Source organism: Candidatus Saccharibacteria bacterium (assembly GCA_012965045.1).
Classification (GTDB): Bacteria; Patescibacteriota; Saccharimonadia; order Saccharimonadales; family DTSZ01; genus DTSZ01.
The window spans coordinates 665,153-686,404 of the sequence record DTSZ01000001.1 but is presented as its reverse complement, the minus strand read 5'-3'; the positions used below and the strand labels follow the sequence as shown (position 1 = coordinate 686,404).

The following is a 21,252-nucleotide window of genomic DNA, read 5'->3' as shown; positions in this document are numbered from 1 at the left end:
AAGCACTAATGGAGCGAGAATTATGAATAAGAAAATAGTAAGTGCGGCTATTGCACTAGCTGTAGTGGCTTTAGTTGGCTGGGCAGTGCTCGGTGGTGATGATACAACTGAGACAGCAAGTCAAACTGATCAAACAAGCCAAGATGAATCATTAAGCGACTTAATGCAAGGCGCACCTGACGAAGCCAGTCAGTTAGCAGTCGAACAGTCATTATTTGCAAACGCCGAGTATCAGTTTCAAGCAGGCTTAGTCGATGTAACCGAGGGTGCTGCGCGGAGTGTGGATACGAATGGCGAAGCTAGCGGCACCGCTTTGGCTACTTTTGAAGACGGAAAATATTTACTTAATGTTGAAATGTCAGGCTTGCCTGAACCAACAAATGGCGAGTTTTACGAAGGCTGGATTGTGCGCAAAGAACCATTTAAATTTATTAGCACTGGTGAACTCGAGCAAACAGATGATGTGTGGTTGAACTACTTTATGTCTGACGAAGATTTAACTGACTTTACTCAGTACGTTCTAACAATAGAACCGGATGATGGTGACCCAGCTCCGGACGCTCATATTCTTGAAGGTATGTTTATAGACAGAAACTAAGCTTTTTTGTTAGGGTCTTCGATTATAAGTTTGTTGCCGTGTTTTCTAATTTTAACTTCTTGTGAAGAATTCCATCCTAATGCTCGGATAAAATCAATTGGTAATGTTACATAAAAAGAAGGCTGACTAGCGTTGCCTATAGTTCCTAGTTTGCGGACATTACGCTTATTTACGCCTTGTTTACTCATTGATTTTATTCTCCTAAGTTATTTTCGTTTAGATAAAAAAAGTGCGACCGATATACTGTAAACCTGATATGGATTACAATCTCTTTCTCAAAACTTTGTGGAGCTTTTACGAGGAGCACGGCAGAAATGACATGCCGTGGCGGTCTGACACAAGTATGTATGCTATCACAGTCAGTGAGCTAATGCTACAACAAACTCAGGTGCCGCGCGTGATTCCAAAATTTATAGAATTTACGACACTCTTTCCGGACTTTAAAACGCTTGCCGAAGCGCCGCAAGCCAACGTATTACGGGCATGGCAAGGGCTAGGTTATAACCGTCGGGCTCGCTATTTACATCAAGCAGCTCAACATATTGTGCATGAATGGAACTATCAAATACCAAACGACCAAAAGAAGCTTACGCAGTTGCCAGGCGTTGGTAAAAATACGGCCGGGGCAATGTGTGCATATGTTTTTAATGCCCCGGTGGTATACATAGAAACCAACATCCGTACTGTCTATTTGCATCATTTTTTTTCTGGACAGACTAATATATCTGACGCACACCTCATGCCGCACATAAAAGCTACTCTTGATGAAAAAAATCCTCGCCAGTTTTATTGGGCGCTAATGGATTATGGTGCTTTTTTAAAAAAACTGCATCCGAACCCAAGTAGAAACAGTAAGCACTATGCAAAACAATCTCAATTTGAAGGCTCGCTTAGGCAAGTACGGTCTAGAGTTCTCAAGCAATTAATAACTTCGTCAATGACCTACCAACAGCTCAAGCAACGCGTTAATGACGATCGAATTGACCAAGTGCTCGTCGATCTTCAAAAAGACCAACTGATCCAAAAATCAGGCCAGCGATATAGTGCATAAAATGCTATAGTTTAAATTATATGAAACACACATTAGTATCTATGGCAGCACTCGGTTTGGGGACAAGTTTAGTAGCGACCATTTTGTTTGTTGGACCGGCTACTGCTCAAACACAGAACGAAACAAGTACACTGCAAAACACCAACACGGTTCAGGCGCAGGAGTCTGACGAAATAAACCAATTAGAAGTAAACCAACAAGAGCGTGCAGCAGCCGTAGAAGAGCGATTGCAAACTCGTTGTGAGGCAGTAAAACAACGGCTAGAAGCTCATTTAGAGAGAATAGAAGTTCGGGCTGACAACAGGGAAGATAAATATCAGAACATTGTTAATAAATTAAATACGCTTGCCCTCCGACTCGAAAATAACAACATAGCAACAGAAAACTTACGCTTAGCAATTGTAGACGTAAGCTCACTGGTTAGCGATTTCAAATCTAGCTATCAAACCTATGTCGCCAACGTACAAAATGCTGCAAATACAGCCTGTTCTGGTGACAGTCAGCTGCGGCAAGCCATTGATCAAGCTAAACAATCGCTTGATCAAGCTAAAGCCGATGCTGAAGCAATCAGCGAAAACGTTACTAATCAGCTCCGACCACTACTAGAGCAAATAAAAAATGATTTAGCTAGCCAAGCAAACGCGGAAAGAGACAATTAATATGCCAGAAAAAGTGAAACCTACAGCAACACCACCTCAAACGAATGAGCAGGCTACTAACGTAGCCGAGCAGCCACCTGCAGAAGAAGCAACACCCCAACCAGAACAATCCAGTCAAGATACTCAGCCAGTAGCGCAGATGCACGAGATTAAAAGTGGTGGAACGAACAGTTATTTCTTTGCCATTGGTCTAGCTGTGTTATTTGCAACCGCACTAATAGTTTTTGGATTTATGGCATTCGGTGATGATCAAACACAGACAAATAACGCTGCCGACTCTCAACAAGAAACAGAACAACTACCGCTTAATACCAAGGCTGATTCTAGTGCGAATGAAGTTGACCTACAAGCCCCAGTCACCGAGAGTGATCTTAGCGCCGAGATAGAGGAGATAGACGCTGAGTTAAATAGTTTAAATGACGAGGACTTTGACGATTCAGAACTATCTGATGAATCGCTTGGTTTGTAGTAAAGGAGTAACTAATGGCACAGGCAACATGGAATGGACAAGTAATAGCACAGGTTGATGATAGCGAAATAATCACCATTGAAGGCAACAAGTATTTTCCGCCCGAATCAGTCAATGATGAATTTCTAGAGCAGTCTGATCATAAAACACACTGTCACTGGAAGGGTGAATCGAGTTATTACGACATAGTAGTAGACGACCAACGCAACCAAGCCGGGGCGTGGTACTACCCTGAACCAATGGAGGGCTCAGTTGATCGTGTTGGTAAGAATTTTGCTAATTACGTAGCCTTTTGGAATGGAGTCGAAGTAAGCTAGGTCTAGTCTTTGACCTGATGAATAACGGTTTGCGGGAATGGTATTTCGATACCAGCTTTATCAAATTCTGTTTTAATTCGCTTTCGGAGCTCACCAGTTACAGCCCATTGTTTTAATGGTCGAACCTTGCCAGTAAGTTTTAGGTCGACAGAGCTGTCGCCTAAATTATCGACACGCATAAATGACGGTGCATCAATAATGCTAGTCTTCCAGTTTTTATCGTTTGCGATTTCTTGTCCGACTTTGTTAATGATTTCAATAGCCTTGTCGATGTCGCTGTCGTAGGCAATCCCAACATTAAGATTAATACCCGAGTAGTCTTTCGAGTAGTTAGAAGTCCTGTCAATTGTGCCGTTGGGCACGTGGTGAACGACACCATCAAGATCACGCAAAACAGTCACCCGAAGGGTTATTTTTTCAACAGAGCCAGAGGTTCCGTCTAGATCGACTACATCACCAACGCGGTATTGATTCTCAACAATAATAAATAGCCCAGAGATTATGTCTTTCACTAAACTTTGCGCACCAAAACCAAGGGCTACGCCCACAATACTGGCACCAGCTATAAGCGGAGCGATATCGACTCCAACTTGGGCAATCGCTAAAATAATTGCTAAAGGCCACAGTATTATGTTGAGTGCACCTGAGATTATTTGAATTATGGTTTCTTCGCGTTTTTCTTCTGCTTCTTGGTCGCTGTTGTGAGCATTGGCATGAACTGCTTTTATGACAAGACGCTTTATAACAGATTGCCCAAAGCGTTTCAGTAGCCATGCTCCGACAAAAATTAATGCGACTGTAATTAGTTCAGCTTGGTTTTGTTCAATCCAACTTTGTGTTTCATTCATAGTGACGATTCTAACATGATTATGTGAAATGGCTACAGGCGGTGTATTATATGGTTATACAATAAGGAGGATGCAATGGCAAAAAAGCAAAGTGCTGTTGAAGGGTTTCTAGATTTTATTAAAGAACAAGGCGTAGTTGGTCTAGCTGTGGCTGTTATTTTAGGTACAGCAGCAAAGGATGTTGTTGACTCATTGGTTGCTGACGTTATTAATCCACTACTTGGACTAATCTTTGATGCCGATAACCTGGCTGCAGAAACGTTTAGTGTTGGCGACGCAGTTATTGGTTGGGGTAGCTTGGTGTCTAACCTTATTAGCTTTGCAGTGGTAGCTGCTGTTGTATATTTTGTACTTAACAAGGCAATGGCTAAGTTCGACAAAAAGAAATAAGCTTTAAAACACACAAGTATGGGCGGGCTAATTATTTGTTAGCTCGCTTTTGTATTGGAGGGAGTCGGTATGACATTGTATGAATATCAAAAACAGGCTTTGACTACTGTAATAAATAGCGGTGACACTATGTTGCTGAGGTTTGTTCTGGGTTTGGTTGGAGAGTCCGGAGAGGTGGCGGAAAAGTTTAAAAAGTGGCTACGTGACACCGATGGTGATGTGAATTTACTCGACAAAGCCGAAATTACTAAAGAGCTTGGCGACATACTTTGGTATATTGCCACGCTTGCCGACCAGCTGGGGATTAGTTTAGATGAAATAGCTCATACCAATTTAGCTAAGCTATCGTCTCGTCAACAGCGCAATAGGCTTAGCGGTTCTGGCGACAATCGATAACAGAGGCTACAAACTAATATTTACTGCAAACTAGCGACAAGTGGGGCATTCACGATACACATTTTTACGATCGTCAAAATGTGTATAGTTGACGGCTGTTAATCTAATTCACTCTAATCTAATCCTGTGAGCTTAACCAAGGTTATTGCGGGCCCAGTCGTCTATGTCGCCCGCACCCATGCATAGTATTGTGTAATCATTTGCCATAGATTTGGCAGCTGCCGCTAAATTGTCGTTTAGTTCACTAATTTCGAATTTGCCATGATCTTTTTTAGGGATGAGTTGCTTGGGGCTTAACACCTCTTGATCTGGTTTTTCGCGGCTTAAATATGTTGGCACCCAGTAGACCTTGTTAGCTTTCTCAAAGCACGTTTCGTATTTACCAACTAATTCATGCTGGCGAATATTTTGATGTGGTTGGTAAATTACTATAATATTTTCGAATTTTTCAGACGCAAGCTGGAGGGTGGCCGTAATTTCTTCTGGAGTGTGGGCGAAGTCACTATATACGTTCTTTGCTATACGCTCCATTCGCCGTTTTGCACCAGGAAAGTCAGCTAACATGCGCAAGACAGAGTGTACTGTTTTAGGATCTCCTGCGGAGTCGGGCTGCGTGGCGTACATAAAACCATGACTGGCTAACACGGCATTTTCGCGGTTATGTTGCCCCGCTAAGGGGATTTCTGGCTGGTAACTATCTTTTGTCATAACAGTATGTTTTTTTGAATCAACGGATATTTTTGCAGCTGCATCGTCCCATAACACGGTGTGTTTTGACTGTTTTATGAATTGTTCAAACGATTTTTCGTAGTCGGCGCGGGTTGGGTAGGTGTCCTTGTGATCATAGTCAATGTTTACGACCACTGCTTCATCAGGGGCAAAGTACAGCATATTTTTATCAAATTCATCAGCTTCCAGAACAAGCCAGTCAGAGTTTTTTTGGTATGCTCCGCCGTTTCCAAAGCTTAGATCGCCGCCAATTGAGTAACTAACTGGAATATTGTGTTTTTTGAATAACCACACCACCATAGAAGTTGTAGTAGTTTTTCCGTGAGTGCCGCTCACAGCTAACAGCTTTAGGTATTTATCATGCAAAAAGGTGTTAATAAATTCGTGTCGTTTTGCAAACGGAATCCCAAGTCGGTCAGCTGATTCAAGCTCCGGGTGGTCGGGTTGCATGGCGGCCGTATAGATAAGCCAATCAATACCATCAGCCAACGTGAGTTCCTCTAAAAACTCACCCGATTGATTGAATGTTATTGTAGCCCCACGCTCGGCGAGCTGAGTTGTTGTAGCAGAGGCAGACAGGTCTGATCCACTTACCGTGTAACCAGCATCAAGAGCAATGTGGGCTAAGCTGGCGATTCCTTTGCCACCAATACCACTAAAATAAATGTGCATGCTATCATAATACTAGAGTTAAATTAAATACAAACATGCATTCAATACATTTTCATCACGTTCATTCAGCCCATCGACTTAAATCTGAGTTTTCTCAGGTTTTTGTATATAGAACTATCCGTGCTCTGGGTATTAGTTTATTTGCGGTTTTTTTGCCGATTTATCTTTTTGAATCCAGCAGTGATACTTTTTTAGGCCTGCTGCTTGTATGTGGGTATTTTGCAACGGTTTTCATGGTTCGAATGCTGGCTACCGTGCCAGCCACCAATCTAGTCGCTAAGATTGGTGGTAAACATGTATTAATCATTAGTTCGATTGTCGATGTAGCGTTTTTAATATCGCTCGCGCATATCTCATCAAGACCATACTTGCTAGGAATAAATGCTGTCCTGCACGGGCTATCGAGTGCACTGTTTTTTACGGCACTACATATAGAATTGTCGCACTCAATAGGCAAGAAAAAAGCTCACGGCGTTGGTAGCGTAGAGATTGCTCGCAAAATAACTATGGCGCTCGGCCCGCTACTAGGCGGTATTATTGCTGGACTTTTTGGGTTCGAAAACCTGGTCTATGTCGCGGCGGCTGTGGTGCTTGTTGCGATTCTTCCGCTACATACTGGCACTGAACCATTACGCAGTTCAAAGCGAATCAAGCCACACGATGTTAATGCATTCCTGACGCACGACTACGGGTGTAGAGCTAATTTTGGCATGGCATTAAATACCGGTGCAGTTATGTTGTTGTGGCCGTTATTTATATTTAATTTTCTGCATAATTACCAAAGTGTTGGTGCGGTTGTTTCAATGTCTTTGGTGGCTGCACTAATTATTATGATTATTGTTCGAAAGAAAGAATCAGACACATCCATTTCAACGGAACTTAGCGTTGGCGGCAAAGGGGCCTCGGCTGTTCATTTGGTTCGTGCTTTTGCAATAAACCCTATACTAATTACCGTAGTTAATGTGGCAAATGATATTTTTGCAGCTATATTTTATGTTCCGTATATTGCTGAATACTACAAGAATGCCTCAATAAAAGACCGCCCAACGTATATTGCAGCAATGGAAATAGCCTACAGTGCAGGCATAATTTTTATACTAATTATTCTTTTGACGGTATACCAGCTGACTCAAAATATACATGTGGCGCTAACGGCTGGTTTTATCGCAGGGGCGCTCGGTGCCTATTTTAATAAAAATATTCTAAAAACAAGCCTGACATGAGCAAAAGTCAAAAAATACACGTAAAAACTCGAGCACTACGGCAGTTTTTGAGTGACGTTGATAATCTTCTGACGGCCGTTATGTTTTCGGCAGCAATACTGTTTGTTCTGCAGTGGCTATTTGCGCTCGATCAGGTTGTATCAATCTACCAAAGTCTTGGCATAGCTGCTTTGCCGCAGTATATGATTGACGGATTTTTTAACTTTCTGCGGTATGCCTTGCATGACTTTGAGCCAACAGCTATTTTAGCCATATCGATTCTGCTTGGTATAACAACTGCTATACTAGTCACACTAAAGCAGACTAAAAAAAAGATACAAAAGAAACACGACATAAAAAAAACCTTTGGTATTACGCTTGTCGGGTCGGGCTGCGCATCGTGCAGTGGCACAATTCTGTCACCATTGGTGGCTGGTTTAAGCGTGGCAACTGCTTCGACAATTACCAATACAGTTAGCTTTCTAGCACTATTGGCAGCGTTAATTCTGGCTGGCCGTAGTTTTTCGCAAACCCTTGCGGTGCTGTCGACAGTTCAAGCGCAAACGAGGACCAAATGAAAAAAGTACTTATAAAAGGCGTTGATATCATTCATAGCATTACCTTTTGGCAGCTGATTTTAACAGTTATTATCTTGTTGCCATTAGGGTTGTTTGGGCTACGTCAAAATAACCTACAGATGGGAGAGCTGAAGTTAGCAGTAATTGATGCTGATGAGGCTGGCGTTGGCCAACAGGAGGCGCTCGATGCACTGAGCAAACATGTGTTTACTCACATGAACACCAGCACAGAAGTGGAGCTTGCCAGTACTTACGACCGGGTTGTTGCCCAAATTCAGTCCGATGCATCACAAAATCTTGTGAATCCACAGCTTTTTGAGCAAGGTCAGGCTGCCTGTGCTTCGCGACCGTCTGCAGTTCGGCAACAATGCGTGCAAGACTATGTTGTCGCTAATTCAAATGCCGGAGCTGATGTGGTCAACCTTGAGTATCCCGAGAAAGGTTTTTATCGATTTAGTTTTTATTCACCACGATGGACACCAGACTTAGCTGGTTGGTCGTTACTTGGTACCGCTGTGTCGGTTCTACTAATGATTTTTAAAGTAGTTCATAAAAAAATCCGCCCCTAGTCAGAGGCGGATTTTAAAGACGTTCTAGCTCTATTTAGTTATCAGAACCTGAATCGTCAACTGCCGGTGTGTCTGTTTGACCACTTTGGAAGTTAGTAATCGCTGTTACGACATCGCCCTCGTCAGTAAGGTTTTCCCAGAAGAGAATTTGCTCTCGTGAAATAAACATTTCTGATTCTGGACCGTGAAGTTCGTTTCCAAGCTGAGCCAAACTAATTTGTGGGTCGACGGCTGCATTGTCACCTGACTGTAAAGCGTCGTCACCAGTGGTTTGTTGCGTAACCTGTAGATAGAAAATATCTTCTAATGTTACGTAGTCGCTGTTTATATTGCTCATTTTACCGAAGTAAACCTGACCGTTAGTCAAGAAAACTGCTTGGTATTGATCGCTCTTTACGTTGCCGCTTGAAAGATTTCGCGACAGGCCAAAGAACATGGCAGCAATAACAACTAGTCCGACTAACACTAGTACGATTACCAAAACTTTACTTGATGTAGATGGCCCTGATGAGGCTGGTCGAGCAGGACTACCTTGTCCAGCGGTGCGCACGCGCTCCATGAATTCCCTCCTTAAAAACTAATGCTTAGATTGTACGGCAGTAAGGCTATGCTCCGCAATACGTTTATGCTCACATCTGGTAGATTTTGACTCTAAGGTGTTGACAAAAAATATTGTTCACGAGTATGGTAAGGGTACAACAGATTAAGGAGGGTAATAACAAATGGCCTACGCGCACACAAACAGTAAGGGTGTAACATACTACTTGCACTCTAAGGATGTGACTCTAAGAGGTGGAAAACAACAAAGAATTTATTACTTCGCTAAAGATGAGCGACCAAACGAAGCTCAAGACGCTATCCCTGAAGGATACACAGTAGTGGAAAACCCACGAAATGGTTTTCTTACTCTTAAGCGTGCATAAAGTAATACACGTCTAAATCAAATCGCTCCCGTAGAAATACAGGGGCGATTTTTTAGTTTCGAGCTGTTTTGTTTTATAATACTTATATAATCTAAGGAGGACTAATGGATAAGTTAAATCATTATTTAGCACAGTTAACTAATTTTCTCGCCACACTCGTGGGGGCCTTGCTTGGCTTGCGGTTCATATTACGGCTGCTTGGGGCAAATAGCGAGAATGAGTTTGTGAGCTGGGTTTACGACACTAGTGCGCCGCTATTGAGTCCATTTGAAAACATCTTTCCAACCGTACGAGTAGAGGATGGTTTTGTTATAGAGATCACTACGCTGTTTGCGCTACTTGTGTATGGTATTATCGCCAGTTTGTTTATATATTTACTCGCGGCGATTACTCCTGCGAAAACCAACAAAAAACGTTAGATAAAACGTCGTTAAACCTATAAACTATCCCAGATGACAGTCTGGGATAGTTTTAATTCACCATTTTTTGCTCTAGCGCCTATGGACGACGTTACCGACGTGGTTTTTAGGTCTATTGTGGCTGACTGTGCAGCGCCAGATGTATTTTTTACGGAGTTCGCTAACGCAGATGGTTTGCAGACAAATGGCCGACCAGCGGTATTACAAAAGCTTGCTATTGGCCATGATGAGGGGGTGATTCGTGGCAAAAAATATCCAATTATTGCTCAAATTTGGGGGCTAAAACCAGAGAACTATTACAAAACTACCCAAGAGCTTATTGATTTAGGCTACGACGGCGTCGACATTAACATGGGCTGTCCGGTGCCCGTTGTTACTAAAAAAGGTGCTTGCTCTGCACTTATTAACAACCAGCCATTAGCCCACGAACTTATTGCGGCCACCAAAGAAGCTGCGGCAGGGAAGATTGCCGTTTCTGTAAAGACACGGATTGGATTTAAACACATTCAAACAGAGGAATGGCTGAGCTTTCTATTAAGACAAGGCATAGACGCACTTACTGTTCATGGTCGCACTAGTAAAGAAATGTCTAAGGTGCCCGTGCACTGGGAGGAGCTTGCTAAAGTCCCGACGTTGCGCAGCGACATCGCTCCAGCCACCAAAGTAATTGCCAACGGCGACATTTTAAGCCGCGCAGATGGTGAGCAGTTAGCCCGTGATTACAACTTTGATGGAATAATGATCGGCCGGGGTATTTTTCAGGACTTACAGGTGTTTTCTGCAACCGCTGCAACACTGAGTTTTGGGGATAAGATCGAGTTATTCAAAAAACACATTCAAGAGTTTGAAGATACTTGGGGTAGTAACAAAAATCCAGCAGGATTAAAGAAGTTTGTAAAAACCTATTTAAGAGAACAAGAGGGAGTAAGCGTGCTTCGGTCAGAGATTATGCAAGCGCAAAATTGTTCAGAAATGCTGGAAGTAATTGATAGTTTTACGACTGCTTCTTAATTAGTAACAATAATTATAAATTTAAAATAGCTAGTATCGAGCGTATGGATGTGGTGGGGCTGGCTGGGATCGAACCAGCGACCAATCGGTTATGAGCCGACTGCTCTAACCGCTGAGCTACAGCCCCATATTTGTAAGATTTTAAACAGTTATCATAAAATTATCTAGTTTAGATCAACGAGAAGTTGCCAGAAAATACCAAAAATATGTACAACAAGTATAAAATCACCAGAACAGATCCAATGGTGAACCGTTTTTTTGTGAGTTTTCTTCGATTTGTCTCTTGGCTGGCCAGCAGCCGTAAGTCCTGCATTTTGTAATGCTTAACATTGCTGCGAGCACTATCTAGTACAGCCAGACCAGCTTTTAAGGCTTTGGCGTATGCGGCGTAACTCGTTTGTCTAGGGATATACACCCACAGCTGCTTATTAACAATTTCAATATCAACTTCAGGTGTTTCGTCTATTAAAGTTTGCATAACATCCGGACTAATAATGGTTAGTGCCTCGGCAGGCTTAGGGAAGGCGGTATAGAGCGAAAAGTGTTGGTCGAAATCACCTTCGAGCGATACTTCGTAGTCTTTGTCTAAAAACCGCGGGATCGAAGAACTAAGGAGGCCGTTATTATTTTTGCTGTCCAGCAGAATGTGCGGTAATTCTTTTGGTAGATCAAAGTAAGCTACAGTGTAGTCGTGATCTTTTTTGTTTTTTCCGCTACCAGTCGTGAACCTGTAGTGGTAGACGCCGAAATTAAGTGGCAGGTCAAAACTAGAAAAACTATTTAAACTACGTGCACTATGCCCAATATTAAAAACGACTCCATTAAAACCTAAATTACGAACTCGAGCACGCTGCCGCCACAACAATCCGTGCCTATCGGCAAAAATCATATTTTGAATTATGGTCTCGCGGTTTTGCACGTAAAAACAAAAACTAATAAGCAAAAGAAGCACTAATAGTAAAAAACTTGTGAGCGACGAAAGCACAAGCCACGAAACTACGGCTATGATAATTAATAGAGCAGCAATATAGCCTTGGTACTGCACAGCATAGTCTTTGAATTCTTTTGGGCTTACACGGGTTGTAGTATCGTGTTTTTCCAGATCTGAAATTAATGTTTTAATATCCATCCTCAATGTATAATAGATCACGATGCTCGAAAATATAAAAAACTGGTTAAAAAACTATAATGTAAGCCGCGAAAATTACAGCATAATAATTGTTTCGCTGTTTGGATTGTGGGTAGCGTGGAACAGTTTGTCGGTTATAACTAAAAACAATAGTTTGATCGAAGAAATCACCACTAAAACTGAAGAAACTGCAGTGTTAGAGCTCGAGAACGAAAAACTTGCTCTAAGTATTGAGTATTTCAAAACCGATGAATTTATAGAAAAAGCAGCTAAACGAGACCTGCTGTTGCGGGCGCCTGGCGAACAGGTTGCTATTGCCCCAAAAACAGAGAATGCAGCTTTCACACCAGACTCAGTACTAGCAGACAACCAACAGGGAGAAAAAGCCAATGCTCTACGATGGTTTGACTTCTTTTTGGGCAGAAACAACTAATGTGTAGTATTATTAACAAAAGTAAGCATGAGTATATTTGTGAGAAAGAAACAGCCAAACCCATTACGTAATCCACGGAAGTTCTTCTTATCAGTAACTCCGTTGTTTTTAGCATTCTATATCTTTTTCAAGGCCACACTGTCGGTGTTACTCGGTGTGTTGGTCTATAACCTTGGCGTTGACTCTGTTAATGGTAGCGATTCATTAGTTCGACTTACATTTTACTGGTTTGGGCTGTTGGTCACGGCGATAGATTTTTATGCTTGGGTTGTATTGCCAACACGTGAATGGCTCAAGAAAAACAAAAAAGCTGATTTGTTTATTATTCTCAACCTGGCGCTCGCGTTTATCATTGCCTTCGTCGCTATATTCGCCATCACCCAGAGCGATAGCAGTTCATGCAAGCACTATATTGACTCCTACGACAGTGCATTGCCGCTCTGCGCTGAATAGGTCGTTTTTGCTTTGTTGACAATAGCTACCTCTGTTTGTTAATCTGTTAACTGCTCTAGAATTGTTCGCAGTGCGAACCCAAGTTTATCAAACCAAGGAATTCTGCTTGAAATTATTATTCAGATGACTGTTTGAAAAACTTAAGAGGAGAAATTGCGGTAAACTGTAAATATTCAAACTTGTTTGAATATGGAAGTTGGTAACAATTTCGACGACGCGGGGTGGAGCAGCGGCAGCTCGTCTGGCTCATAACCAGAAGGTCGTAGGTTCGAGTCCTACCCCCGCTACCAAGAGTAAATTTAGAACCGTCCTTTTTGGGCGGTTTTTAATTTACTCTTAGCTAATGGTGCTTAGGACTCGAAACTGCGAACTGTAAGGTCGTCAGGTGAGAAATGCCTGCGGCATTTCGCAAGCCTGCCTGCCGGCAGGCTACCCACCCAGTGGACAGACACCCTAATCACTGATATTTATTTTCCACCCTACGCACCGCTCTTTCACGGTCGCTACCTCACTAGACGTATACACATTAATTATGATTAGATACCTTCATGGCAAAGACTGAAAAAAACTTTATAAAAATTGATCGTAAAAAAGACGGAGCAATGGGCTTTAACTTGTTTCTGTCTTTTATTGGTGCAGCTGTTTACTTCGTAAATCAAGTTGATGGATTCTGGAATATTATTCTGGCGCTATTAAAAGCAATGGTGTGGCCAGCAATCTTTATTTACAATCTACTGCAGTTTTTTGGGGCGTAAGGCAGTAGAAACCTTATTTCAGAACAGGAATGCGCTTTACTATTTTTGTGTTGCTCCACCACTTTCCTAAGCCTAACTGTTGACGATCGTTCGTTAAGAGAATAATAAAGAGGCTGAGAATATAGATACCATGCTCATCGAGTAGCGGATTATGCTCTGGTGGCAGCACTGCCAAATACATCAAAAGCATTAGCAATGACCCTGAATAAACAGCAATTGTCACCCCTATACCCAGCATTAGAGCCACGCCAATTGCTAGAAGTCCAACAATAAACAAAGCGTTTACTATCCACCAGCTGGCGATTGATTGAAATAGGCTGGCGAGTGGTCCTTGTGTGGCGTAGGTAAGAAAGCCTTCAGCGGGTGCGCCACCGTTAACAACGGCTTGGCTGCAGAAATACTCAACATCTCCAGAGATTACGTCCTTGCACGTCGTAAAGCCGAGTCCCAAAAATTTGTCTAAAAAAGCCCATAAAAACAAAAAACCTAATGATATACGTAATAGCCCAATAAATAGTTCAACTCGTGAGTGGCCTTCTTTTCGCATCCATTTATTGTAGTGCAGGACAGGTAATGAGTAAATTTATAAAGAATCTATTATATAAACCGTAAAAATACCGTATACTCAAAACCATGAGCACGATATTTTGGTTGTGCACCTCCGTTACTGCGCTTAGCGCAGTAATTAGTAGCGGGTTTTCGCTGCAGGCACTTTTGCAGTCTAGAAAAACTGATCCAGTAAACGCAATGTATGCGTATTCGCGTAGCTTAGCTTTGGCGCTTGTGGGCTTGTCTTTATTTATAGTTCGTTCAGAAGAATATTTAGTAGCGGTGGCGGTTACCATGATTTTCGTACAAGCCTTTGACTTTTTAATTGGCATACAACTTAAAGACGTTCCACGCGCAGTTGGTCCACTAACGCTGGCCATAACTAATTTAGTTTTAGTGATATTGCTGTGAATAAAAGTAAATTACAAGACCGACAGTGAAGATTGTGAGAAAAGTATTGCTTTTAAAAGATTCGATAGACTTTAAAAATCCATTTTTGTTAGCTTCTATCATTGGACTTACGGTTGTTGGAACATTTTATATTTTGACCAGTAGAGCTGCCACTCAAGTGATATTTGTTGAGGCTGAGTCAGCTACAACCGACGATTTAGTCGCACGAAAATATGATGATCCAAATGCTTCTGGTGGATATATTGAGTTCGGACAAGAGTCATCTAGTGACGGTGGTGGTGGCGGCGACGAAGAACAGTGGATGGGTTACACAAAACCGAACGCTCAAAACACTGGCCACATTAGCCCTCGTTCAAGCCTGACAAAAATAAGTGGCACAGTAATAGACGATGCATGGCTGAACGCCAATAATGGTGGGTCTCGAATTGTTGAGGGATACCACTTCACCGGTCAGGTTACGATTTTAGCCGACAACGTTACACTGCGGGACTTTTATATTAATGGGGGTCGTTACGGCATATACAATGGGGTGTTTGAAAGCAATGCATCTAAAAATTTGGTTATCGAAGACGGTGAAATTACCAATAGTACAAGCTCGGGAATTGTAGCATCCAACGCCACTATTAGACGGCTTCACATTCACCACCATGGATCTGACGCGATCAAACCGTTTTCTAATGTTTTAATTGAATCAAATTATATCTCTCATTTAGGATCAATCCCAGATTCTCACGCTGACGGAGTTCAAATGGTGAGTGGCAGTAATGTTACAGTTCGTGGGAACTTCTTTGATATGCGTCACGACGAGCCTGGCTATAACAACTCGCAGGTGATTATTATGCAAACAAATATTGGCAATGTAGACAATATACTGGTTGAGGCTAACTGGATTAATGGTGGCGGCTACAGCGTACAGATAAATGATAAGGGCAATGGCTATGGAGAGCCAACAAACGATAGGGTAATAAATAATAGATTTGGGCGTGATTATCAGTTTGGCCCACTGCGGACCAATAACAACACACTTACTGACAGAAGTGGAAACGTCTGGGACGATACGGGGCAACCAATATGACAGTAGCCTCTTTCACTAAAACGGCACGTGTATTTAGTCTATATGCAGTGGGAGTTTTCGTTGCTGCACTTATGTGGCTGACACTAGGTAGCTCCATGCCAGCACACGGGTTATGTTCAGTTAACCCAGAATTTGGAGAGGCCACTTTTAGTACCACTGTTCCCGCCAGCGCACCAGACGGCACGTACCGAGTTTGGACGCGGGTTTCAGCAGCATCTGGGTCTTCAGCAAATTCTTACGCGCTTGAAATTAGTGGTGCCGGAATTGATCAATGTGTTGAGCAGGTAGGCGGGGTAGCACTTACAACTGATTGGCAGTGGGTTGACTTTCAGTCAGGAGACAGCGCTTCAAAAATTGATGTGGCTAATGTTCAAGCTTCTGGTTCTTTAGATTTTCGATTGATAGGTACAGATGATGGCTTACGAATTGATAGTGTTTTATTGGTGCCGGTTAACGAAAATGGTCAGCCGAGCTGCACGCCAACGGGCACAGGTTCAAACTGTACTGCGCCTCCACCCGAGCCTATCCCAACTAATAAAACTACCGAGCCAGCTCATAGTAAATCTGGAATAAATCTGTACTTTGATGGTTCGAACCAGTATGTAGATGCTGGTACTAGCCAGTTTAATTTGGACAATGGTTCTGGCATAACACTGGAGGCTTGGGTGCACCCCGAGCAAATCAGTAATTGTTCGAGCGACGATTGCCGGATTATTTCTAGAGCTTCTGGTGTTAGTGCCAATGACCACGAATTCATGATATCGACAATAAGTGGGGGAGATTTACGACTTAGGCTTAAAATTGGCGCAAATACCCAAACTCTAATAGCTGGCACAGGAACATTACAAGAAGGAGAATGGGCTCATGTAGCGGCGACCTACGACGGCTCGACGATGAAGCTCTATAAAGACGGAGTTTTGGTTGGCTCACAAGCAGCAAGCGGACAGCTTAATGTAGGCAGCTCTAATAAAACACTAATTGGGGCAAACACCGGTAATGACAACCGTGAATGGAGAGGTCAGATTGATGAGGTTAAGATATGGAATAAAGCCTTATCGATTTCAGAAATAACTCAAAGTAGCACGAATGATATTTCTAACACCGCCGGGCTTCAGGCTCATTGGGAGTTTAGGGAAGGGTCGGGCAGTACAACTATTAACAGCGTCAGCAATACTCAAGCGAGTCTCATAAACAATCCAGAATGGATTACCCCTGATTCAGGCTCCGATCCGGGGGAAGAATCACCAGATAATTCGACTCAAGCAACATATACAGTTAGCGCACAATCTATTGATCAAGTTCACTATGTGACTGTAGAGGTGAATGGCGGTCAAGATAGTGATGGTCAGCCGCGGCTGTATGAAACAGCTCAAGTTCAGCTTGATTTTAATTCAGATCACGTTCGCTTTAAGAGTTTAGATAGATCAACTAGTTCCTTTAGTACACAAACACCTGACGATGTAAGTCAAGCCCTTGATGGTGCTAATAGCTCTGTCGTTCTTGGCGCTGGTAATACCGAAGCATTGAGCGGTCAAAGCACGATGTTTATTGTTGAGTTCGAAGAAACAGACTTCGCGGGTCAAACGACCATTTCGCTCAATGGCAGCAGCGGGAATACCACACTGCTGTACAGCGGAGAAGCGGTCCCGAGCATAGATTCTAGTTCTGCGGTGACCCTTGATGTTGGGGATGCAGAAGCTCCAACTACGCCAGCTAATCTACGCCAAACTTCACGTTCAACGAGCAGTATTTCTCTTGGCTGGGCTGCCAGTACCGACAATATTGCCGTCGATAGCTATCGTTTATTCAGAGACGATGCAATTATTAGCGATACTGATTCTTTATCCTTTACAGACACAGGCCTTAGCGAAGATACCTCCTTCTCGTACCAAATAGAAGCAGTAGATTCATCAGGAAACAGCTCGCCGAAAAGCGATCCAGTAACTCTAAGGACTGGCGTAAAAGGCAACATCAATGATGATGCTAGTAATAAAGTTAATTTATTAGACCTTTCTCTTCTGTTGTCTAACTGGCTGTGCCAAACGTCTCAAGATAGCGATAACAGATGTTCAACATCGGCCGTAGATATTGGCGGCGGCAGTAATGGACAGCCAGATGGAATAGTAAACTTATTAGATTTATCGATACTGCTGAGTAGGTGGACAGGATGATGCGAATACTAAGATCGCTGCCAATTACCACCATTTTGGCGGTATTAGGTATAGCGAGTTTTGCCCTTCTTTCTGGGCAGTCTTTTAGTGTAGATGGCTCTGCAAACTTTACTTTCAGCCCCAACACTTCGTCTTTGGACGTTGGACAGAAGGTCAGGGTAGCTGTGGTTGTCGACACAGGCAGCGGCGAAAGTGACTCAGTCCAAGCACAAATCAATTTTGATCAATCTAAATTAACGTTTAGAAATTTCGATTATTCTACGAGCTCATATCCTGAGGTGACGGTAGAGAGTAGTGAAAATTCTGGTGTTATAAGAATGGTCCGAGGTACCTACCCGCCTGGGGTAGTAGGGCAGGCAACAATCGGCGTCGTAGAATTTGAAGCAATTGCTGCTGGTGAAGCAGCGCTAACTTTTACTGCCGCCGAGACTTATGCAGCAACAGCAGGAGAAGCCTATGACACTCAAACCACAAACACGACTATAGCGATTAGTGCAGTTGAGACCGAGCCTGACGAGCCAACTCAACCAGACGAACCGAGCGAGCCAACTCAACCTAATGAACCTGACGATGGTTCATCGAACACAGGATCAGGTAGCTCTTCAGGTTCAGGGTCTTCGTCTGGATCTGGTTCGACCCCGCCAAGCTCAGGTGGATCATCTGGCTCAGGATCGAGTTCGTCAGGAGGGAGCTCCAGCGAATCGCCGTCTCAACCTGAAATTGATTCACAAGCACCAGCTATAAGCAGCGAAGTTGTGCTTGAACCAACTTTTACAGGGGTTAAAGTTAGTTTTGAGACGAACGAAAAAGCAAGAGCCGTACTAAATTATGGGTTAGCCGGCGAAGTATTATCTCAGTCATCAGCCGGAGCTGCCAATACAACCCAACACTCAATTGTGGTTGCTGACGGTAATTTACCAGCTGGACATATTTTTGATTACACTATCCAAATAACTGACACCGCCGGCAATTCTACTGAATTAGAGTTAGCTCAATTTATTACAAGAGGTTATAGGCTAGAAGTTAAAGTTATCGACATACATGGTGATCCATATGCGCGTCAGCAAGTTAAGTTGTATTCGCAGGTGCGAGAAACCCAAACCGATTCAGACGGTGTAGCGGTCTTCAATGACATTGCTCCAGGCGAGCACCGAATTGAGATTGTGCAAGGAGAGGGAGGATTTTCGCAATATGTACGAGTGGATGATTACTATCAAACCTTAGTCGATCCAACGAACGTAGATGCGTTCGAGGAAGACTACGTAGTTGTCGCAAACGTTCAGCTACCGTTTGAAGACCCTACCAGCGCAGACTTGTCGCTGGTTATTGTGCTAGCCAGTATCCTATTTATGATGGTTGTTTTAGGCGCCGGCGGCTATGCATTTTACAGAGCAAAAAACATGGCTGTCGCTGAAAAAGCTGACGATACAGCTGAATTTGCATCGAGCCCTCTTACGGATTCGGCCGACAACCAAGCCGTGCGAGCCCCAGACGAGTTACTTGAAAATATTCCAAAACCCGAGCCACCGCAGCCATCGCAAACCTTCACGCCTACAAAACAAATAGACGAGGACTCCGACAAAGAATCTGATGTCTGATATTCACTACCTTGCAACTACAAAAATTATGGTGGTTGGATATTTTTTTCTGAGTGCTTTGTTTGTAGTGACGATTGCGTGGCAAGATGTAGTTGAGCGGCTGGCAGGTTACGATACAGTCGAGCTTATTAATCGCACCGTAATCGATAACTTTGAAATATTGCTTCGTCTTACTGAGAGCTTACCAATAACCAGTTATTTGGCGTCGATATTTTTTTGGGTCATAGTTGGGTTAATTGTCTATGTGTTTTTGTGGCTGACTGCAAACACACTGGTTGGGCTGTATAACCGATGGGTTTTAAAAACTCAGTACGTGAATAAGGGAGAGCTCCCGCTATCGACTTTACTAGAGCATGCTGTACGAAAAGTGATAATCATTGGGTTGCCGCTAACGGCCTTCATTGTTGTCTGGACCATGCTGCCGTGGGTTGTAGCTCGTTTTAAAAGTGCGCTTATTGACCCTACTATATATGTTATTGCACAAAACATCGGGGGTATATTACTGCTAAGTTTTGTCCTGCATACGGTTGTTGTTTGGTTTAGAGTTGTTGCTGGACGTCCAGATTTTCTAAATTCTAGGTAAGTTTTTCACCTATTCTTAGCAATTCATTATATTTAGCCGTTCGTTCACCGCGGCTCATAGAGCCGGTTTTTATTTGGCCAGCATTCACGCCAACAGCTATGTGAGCAATTGTTGTGTCTTCGGTTTCGCCAGAGCGATGAGAAATAATTGTGCCAAAATTATGTTGTTTGGCGATTTTAACCGCTTCTAGTGTTTCCGTTAGGGTGCCTATTTGGTTTGGCTTAATTAAGATAGCGTTACAGGCTTTAGTTTCGATAGCCTTAGTAAGGAAAGTTGTGTTTGTCACCAACAGATCGTCGCCAACAATTTGCACTGAGTCGCCAATTCTGTGAGTAAGAGCATTCCAGCCCAACCAGTCATTTTGATCTAAGCCATCTTCGATCGAAGTAATCGGGTATGCGTCTGCTAATTTAACTAACCACTCAATCATGTGACCTTGGTCTACTGGGTCTTTTTGGTGATTTAGGGTGTAGGCACCATTTTCGTAGAATTCACTAGCGGCAACATCGAGCGCTAATTCTACGTCGGTTCCAGGCTGATAGCCCGCACTCTCAATTGCCGCAACAATAGCGTCCAGGACCTCGGTATTATCTTTAATACCGGGAACAAAACCGCCCTCATCGCCAACAGTTGTCGATAGTCCTTTGTCTTTAAATAGCTTTTTAAGTTCATGAAATATTTCGCTACCGCACCGAATCGAATCAGCAAATGATTCTTGGTTTTTTGGGAATATCATAAATTCCTGAATTTCAGTTGCACCAGGAGCGTGCTGGCCACCATTCACGATATTTATCATAGGCCGCGGTAAGCTAAATGTGATATTTCCCATTATGGCACCAATATGTTCAAACAATTCAACGTGTTTTGCATCCGCAGCCGCTTTGGCGACGGCTAGCGACACCCCTAAAATGGCGTTGGCCCCCAAACGAGCTTTATTGTCTGAACCATCGGTATCGATCATTATTTGGTCGACATGATGCTGATCGTCGGCGCTAACGCCAAATAAGGCCGGCGCAATAATCGTATGGATGTTGGAGATAGCTTTAGTAACTGATTTGCCATGGAATGATTCGTCGTTATCGCGCAGCTCGATTGCCTCGTGCTCGCCAGTAGATGCACCGGAAGGAACTGCTGCTCGTCCAAAGCCGCCATTTTTAAGCCACACATCAACTTCTACGGTTGGATTTCCGCGAGAGTCTAGTATTTGTCGAGCCTGTATAGTTTTAATCTTCATACGCTTATGGTTACATATAACTACTAAAAA

The 21,252-nt window shown here is 43.1% G+C and carries 27 protein-coding genes, 2 tRNA genes and 1 pseudogene; 22 read left to right on the top strand and 8 right to left on the bottom strand.

All coding sequences use genetic code 11. The features are described 5' to 3' along the window. Nucleotides 1-22 precede the first annotated feature (22 nt). Nucleotides 23-598, top strand: a complete 576-nt coding sequence (locus tag EYO12_03565; GenBank protein HIA92164.1) for an anti-sigma factor — start codon at nucleotides 23-25, stop codon at nucleotides 596-598. Here EYO12_03565 and EYO12_03560 read toward each other — a convergent pair. Next, nucleotides 595-786 carry an AbrB/MazE/SpoVT family DNA-binding domain-containing protein gene (locus EYO12_03560; protein ID HIA92163.1) on the bottom strand — a complete coding sequence of 64 codons (192 nt, stop codon included), beginning with the start codon at nucleotides 784-786 and terminating at the stop codon, nucleotides 595-597. The genes EYO12_03565 and EYO12_03560 overlap by 4 nt on opposite strands. A gap of 68 nt (nucleotides 787-854) precedes the next feature. On the opposite strand from EYO12_03560, the gene EYO12_03555 reads away from it, so the two are divergent. The 4 genes from EYO12_03555 to EYO12_03540 are packed head-to-tail and all read left to right on the top strand — an operon-like array spanning nucleotide 855 to nucleotide 3,094. Then, the gene (locus tag EYO12_03555; protein ID HIA92162.1) at nucleotides 855-1,649 is read left to right on the top strand and encodes an A/G-specific adenine glycosylase; all 795 of its coding nucleotides are present in this window, start codon (nucleotides 855-857) and stop codon (nucleotides 1,647-1,649) included. Nucleotides 1,650-1,669: 20 nt separating this feature from the next. Further along, complete coding sequence (locus EYO12_03550) at nucleotides 1,670-2,308, top strand: hypothetical protein (GenBank protein HIA92161.1); 639 nt, start codon at nucleotides 1,670-1,672, stop codon at nucleotides 2,306-2,308. A 1-nt stretch (nucleotide 2,309) separates the two neighbouring features. Next, nucleotides 2,310-2,777 (top strand): hypothetical protein, encoded by a 468-nt coding sequence (locus EYO12_03545; protein ID HIA92160.1) that lies wholly within the window; start codon nucleotides 2,310-2,312, stop codon nucleotides 2,775-2,777. 14 nt (nucleotides 2,778-2,791) lie between these two features. Then, the gene (locus EYO12_03540; GenBank protein ID HIA92159.1) at nucleotides 2,792-3,094 is read left to right on the top strand and encodes a DUF427 domain-containing protein; all 303 of its coding nucleotides are present in this window, start codon (nucleotides 2,792-2,794) and stop codon (nucleotides 3,092-3,094) included. 2 nt (nucleotides 3,095-3,096) lie between these two features. Here the strand turns inward: EYO12_03540 and EYO12_03535 are convergent, their stop codons facing one another. Further along, entirely contained in the window at nucleotides 3,097-3,942 is an 846-nt protein-coding gene (locus tag EYO12_03535) for a mechanosensitive ion channel family protein (protein ID HIA92158.1), read from the bottom strand. A gap of 75 nt (nucleotides 3,943-4,017) precedes the next feature. Here EYO12_03535 and EYO12_03530 point away from each other — a divergent pair, with 75 nt between their 5' ends. Continuing rightward, the gene (locus EYO12_03530) at nucleotides 4,018-4,332 is read left to right on the top strand and encodes an MscL family protein (GenBank protein ID HIA92157.1); all 315 of its coding nucleotides are present in this window, start codon (nucleotides 4,018-4,020) and stop codon (nucleotides 4,330-4,332) included. A 69-nt stretch (nucleotides 4,333-4,401) separates the two neighbouring features. Further along, nucleotides 4,402-4,728, top strand: coding sequence for a hypothetical protein (locus tag EYO12_03525; protein HIA92156.1), 327 nt, complete (start codon nucleotides 4,402-4,404; stop codon nucleotides 4,726-4,728). Between the two features lie 132 nt (nucleotides 4,729-4,860). Here EYO12_03525 and EYO12_03520 read toward each other — a convergent pair whose 3' ends face one another. Beyond that, complete coding sequence (locus EYO12_03520; protein HIA92155.1) at nucleotides 4,861-6,129, bottom strand: hypothetical protein; 1,269 nt, start codon at nucleotides 6,127-6,129, stop codon at nucleotides 4,861-4,863. Between the two features lie 35 nt (nucleotides 6,130-6,164). Here EYO12_03520 and EYO12_03515 point away from each other — a divergent pair, with 35 nt between their 5' ends. Genes EYO12_03515 through EYO12_03505 form a run of 3 tightly spaced genes read left to right on the top strand, consistent with a single transcriptional unit; the run spans nucleotide 6,165 to nucleotide 8,478 of the window. Next, entirely contained in the window at nucleotides 6,165-7,352 is a 1,188-nt protein-coding gene (locus tag EYO12_03515; GenBank protein ID HIA92154.1) for an MFS transporter, read from the top strand. Next, on the top strand, nucleotides 7,349-7,909 hold the full coding sequence (locus EYO12_03510) for a hypothetical protein (protein ID HIA92153.1): 561 nt from the start codon (nucleotides 7,349-7,351) through the stop codon (nucleotides 7,907-7,909). The genes EYO12_03515 and EYO12_03510 overlap by 4 nt, the downstream gene beginning before the upstream one ends. Further along, entirely contained in the window at nucleotides 7,906-8,478 is a 573-nt protein-coding gene (locus EYO12_03505) for a hypothetical protein (GenBank protein HIA92152.1), read from the top strand. Before EYO12_03510 ends, EYO12_03505 begins: the two co-directional genes overlap by 4 nt. Nucleotides 8,479-8,512: 34 nt before the next feature. On the opposite strand, the gene EYO12_03500 is transcribed toward EYO12_03505, so the two are convergent. After that, on the bottom strand, nucleotides 8,513-9,037 hold the full coding sequence (locus EYO12_03500) for a hypothetical protein (GenBank protein HIA92151.1): 525 nt from the start codon (nucleotides 9,035-9,037) through the stop codon (nucleotides 8,513-8,515). Nucleotides 9,038-9,200: 163 nt separating this feature from the next. On the opposite strand from EYO12_03500, the gene EYO12_03495 reads away from it, so the two are divergent. From EYO12_03495 to EYO12_03485, 3 genes are all read left to right on the top strand, one after another. Continuing rightward, nucleotides 9,201-9,401, top strand: a complete 201-nt coding sequence (locus EYO12_03495) for a hypothetical protein (GenBank protein ID HIA92150.1) — start codon at nucleotides 9,201-9,203, stop codon at nucleotides 9,399-9,401. A gap of 104 nt (nucleotides 9,402-9,505) precedes the next feature. Beyond that, nucleotides 9,506-9,820, top strand: coding sequence for a YggT family protein (locus tag EYO12_03490; GenBank protein HIA92149.1), 315 nt, complete (start codon nucleotides 9,506-9,508; stop codon nucleotides 9,818-9,820). Between the two features lie 33 nt (nucleotides 9,821-9,853). Then, nucleotides 9,854-10,831 carry a tRNA-dihydrouridine synthase gene (locus EYO12_03485; protein HIA92148.1) on the top strand — a complete coding sequence of 326 codons (978 nt, stop codon included), beginning with the start codon at nucleotides 9,854-9,856 and terminating at the stop codon, nucleotides 10,829-10,831. A gap of 51 nt (nucleotides 10,832-10,882) precedes the next feature. Here EYO12_03485 and EYO12_03480 read toward each other — a convergent pair. Continuing rightward, nucleotides 10,883-10,958 (bottom strand) — tRNA-Met (locus EYO12_03480). A gap of 42 nt (nucleotides 10,959-11,000) precedes the next feature. Beyond that, nucleotides 11,001-11,960, bottom strand: a complete 960-nt coding sequence (locus EYO12_03475) for a hypothetical protein (protein HIA92147.1) — start codon at nucleotides 11,958-11,960, stop codon at nucleotides 11,001-11,003. A gap of 22 nt (nucleotides 11,961-11,982) precedes the next feature. Between EYO12_03475 and EYO12_03470 the strand changes: the two genes are divergently transcribed. The 4 genes from EYO12_03470 (at nucleotide 11,983) to EYO12_03455 (ending at nucleotide 13,601) form a co-directional block, all read left to right on the top strand. Beyond that, nucleotides 11,983-12,393, top strand: coding sequence for a hypothetical protein (locus tag EYO12_03470; protein ID HIA92146.1), 411 nt, complete (start codon nucleotides 11,983-11,985; stop codon nucleotides 12,391-12,393). A 27-nt stretch (nucleotides 12,394-12,420) separates the two neighbouring features. Continuing rightward, entirely contained in the window at nucleotides 12,421-12,846 is a 426-nt protein-coding gene (locus EYO12_03465) for a hypothetical protein (protein ID HIA92145.1), read from the top strand. A gap of 215 nt (nucleotides 12,847-13,061) precedes the next feature. Further along, nucleotides 13,062-13,136 (top strand) — tRNA-Met (locus tag EYO12_03460). Nucleotides 13,137-13,394: 258 nt separating this feature from the next. Further along, the gene (locus EYO12_03455) at nucleotides 13,395-13,601 is read left to right on the top strand and encodes a hypothetical protein (GenBank protein ID HIA92144.1); all 207 of its coding nucleotides are present in this window, start codon (nucleotides 13,395-13,397) and stop codon (nucleotides 13,599-13,601) included. Nucleotides 13,602-13,614: 13 nt separating this feature from the next. Here the strand turns inward: EYO12_03455 and EYO12_03450 are convergent, their stop codons facing one another. Next, nucleotides 13,615-14,148: a hypothetical protein gene (locus EYO12_03450; GenBank protein HIA92143.1), complete on the bottom strand. Its 534-nt coding sequence runs from the start codon at nucleotides 14,146-14,148 to the stop codon at nucleotides 13,615-13,617. An 86-nt stretch (nucleotides 14,149-14,234) separates the two neighbouring features. Here EYO12_03450 and EYO12_03445 point away from each other — a divergent pair, with 86 nt between their 5' ends. The 5 genes and pseudogenes from EYO12_03445 (at nucleotide 14,235) to EYO12_03425 (ending at nucleotide 19,988) form a co-directional block, all read left to right on the top strand. Beyond that, on the top strand, nucleotides 14,235-14,561 hold the full coding sequence (locus EYO12_03445; protein HIA92142.1) for a hypothetical protein: 327 nt from the start codon (nucleotides 14,235-14,237) through the stop codon (nucleotides 14,559-14,561). A gap of 25 nt (nucleotides 14,562-14,586) precedes the next feature. Beyond that, nucleotides 14,587-15,636 (top strand): hypothetical protein, encoded by a 1,050-nt coding sequence (locus tag EYO12_03440; protein HIA92141.1) that lies wholly within the window; start codon nucleotides 14,587-14,589, stop codon nucleotides 15,634-15,636. Then, on the top strand, nucleotides 15,633-17,807 hold the full coding sequence (locus tag EYO12_03435; protein HIA92140.1) for a hypothetical protein: 2,175 nt from the start codon (nucleotides 15,633-15,635) through the stop codon (nucleotides 17,805-17,807). Before EYO12_03440 ends, EYO12_03435 begins: the two co-directional genes overlap by 4 nt. A 569-nt stretch (nucleotides 17,808-18,376) precedes the next feature. Then, nucleotides 18,377-18,517, top strand: a pseudogene (locus tag EYO12_03430) (FmdB family transcriptional regulator). 880 nt (nucleotides 18,518-19,397) lie between these two features. Continuing rightward, nucleotides 19,398-19,988 carry a hypothetical protein gene (locus tag EYO12_03425; GenBank protein ID HIA92139.1) on the top strand — a complete coding sequence of 197 codons (591 nt, stop codon included), beginning with the start codon at nucleotides 19,398-19,400 and terminating at the stop codon, nucleotides 19,986-19,988. On the opposite strand, the gene EYO12_03420 is transcribed toward EYO12_03425, so the two are convergent. Further along, entirely contained in the window at nucleotides 19,981-21,222 is a 1,242-nt protein-coding gene (locus tag EYO12_03420; protein ID HIA92138.1) for a phosphopyruvate hydratase, read from the bottom strand. The two genes, EYO12_03425 and EYO12_03420, sit on opposite strands and share 8 nt — an antisense overlap. Nucleotides 21,223-21,252: the final 30 nt, after the last annotated feature.